Here is a 1806-nt window from a genome sequence, read left to right on the forward strand (position 1 = left end):
CCGTGTCGCATGGCCTGGACCATCTTGATCACGCCGCCGATGCCGGCGGCGGCCTGCGCGTGCCCGATGTTGGACTTCAACGAGCCGAGCAGCAGTGGCTGTTGGGTCGAGTGGTGCTGTCCGTAGGTGGCCAGCAGGGCCTGTGCCTCGATCGGGTCGCCCAGTCGGGTGCCGGTGCCGTGCGCCTCGACCGCGTCCACCTGGTCGGGGGTCAGCCGGGCGCTCGCCAGCGCGGCCCGGATCACCCGCTCCTGTGAGGGCCCGTTCGGCGCGGTCAGCTGGCTGCTCCTGCCGTCCTGGTTGACCGCGCTGCCCCGGATGACGGCCAGGACCGGGTGCCCGGCCGCCTGCGCGTCGGAGAGCCGCTCCAGCAGCACCACGCCGGCGCCCTCGGCCCACGCGACACCGTCGGCGGCGTTCGCGAAGGACTTGCAGCGCCCGTCGGGGGAGAGCCCGCGCTGCCGGCTGAACTCCAGGAAGGTGGTGGGGGTGGCCATCACCGTGACGCCACCCGCCAGCGCCAGCCCGCACTCGCCGTTGCGCAGTGCCTGGGCGGCGAGGTGCAGGGCGACCAGCGAGGACGAGCAGGCCGTGTCGACCGAGACGGCGGGCCCCTCCAGGCCGAAGGTGTAGGAGATCCGGCCCGAGGCCACGCTGCCGGCGCTTCCGGTGCTGAGGTAGCCCTCGAAGCCGTCCGGTGTCTGGTTGGCCAGCCGGGTGCCGTAGTCGTAGTACATGACGCCGGTGAAGACACCGGTCCGGCTGCCGCGCAGGCTCTCCGGGTCGATGCCGGCCCGCTCGATCGCCTCCCAGCTGGTCTCCAGCAGCAGGCGCTGCTGCGGGTCGACCGCGAGTGCTTCGCGCGGGCTGATGCCGAAGAAGTCGGCGTCGAAGCCGTCCGCGTCGTGGAGGAACCCGCCCTGGCGTGCGTAGGTCCTGCCCACCGCGTCGGGGTCCGGGTCGTACAGCGCGTCGATGTTCCAACCGCGCCCGGTGGGGAACTCGCCGATCGCGTCCACGCCCTCGGCGACCAGCCGCCACAGCCCGTCGGGAGTGGTCACGCCACCGGGGAAGCGGCAGCCCATCCCGACGATGGCGATCGGGTCGTCATCATCGGCGCTGGTCGGTGCGGCCGGCGTGGTGGTGACGGCGAGGTCGGTGCCCAGCAGTTGGGTCCGCAGGTGTTCGGCGAGGGCGGCCGGGGTCGGGTAGTTGAAGATCAGCGTGGCGGGCAGCCGCAGGCCGGTGGCCCTGGCCAGCGCGTTCCGGAGCTCCACCGCGGTCAGCGAGTCCAGGCCGAGTTCGAGGAAGCCGCGCCGGTCGGAGATCGCCTCGGGCGCCGAGTGGTGGAGCACCGCGGCGAGTTGGGTGCGGACCAGGTCGAGCAGGGTGCGTGCCTGCTCGTCCGTGGTCAGTCCGGCCAGGCGCTCGCGCAGTCCCTGCTCGTCCGCCGGTCCGGCCTGCGAGCTGCGGCGCAGGACCGTGCCGACCAGCCCGCGTAGCAGCGGCGGGACGGGAGCGGAGGCGGCACGCCCGCGCAGTCCGCCGAGGTCGAAGGCGGCCGGTACCGCCAGGGGCAGGTTGCTGGCGAGCGCGGCGTCGAAGAGTTCCAGCGCCGCGTCGGTGGGCAGCGGGAGCAGTCCGAGCTGGGCCATCCGGGCCCGGGACGCTTGGTCGACACCGCTGGTGAGTGTGCTGGTCTCGGCCCAGAGGCCCCAGGCGAGGGAGGTGGCGGGGAGGCCTTGGGTGTGGCGGTGGGTGGCGAGGGTGTCGAGGTAGGTGTTGGCGGCGGCGTAGTTGGCTTGT

Annotated in this window: 1 protein-coding gene; it reads right to left on the reverse strand. The window is 73.4% G+C overall.

Annotation, left to right across the window (positions count from 1 at the left end; all coding sequences use genetic code 11):
- On the reverse strand, positions 1–1806 hold a 1806-nt coding region (locus ACIGXM_RS37345), incomplete at both ends, for a beta-ketoacyl synthase N-terminal-like domain-containing protein (RefSeq protein ID WP_396568577.1).

Source organism: Kitasatospora sp. NPDC052896 (assembly GCF_044547075.1).
GTDB lineage: Bacteria > Actinomycetota > Actinomycetes > Streptomycetales > Streptomycetaceae > Kitasatospora.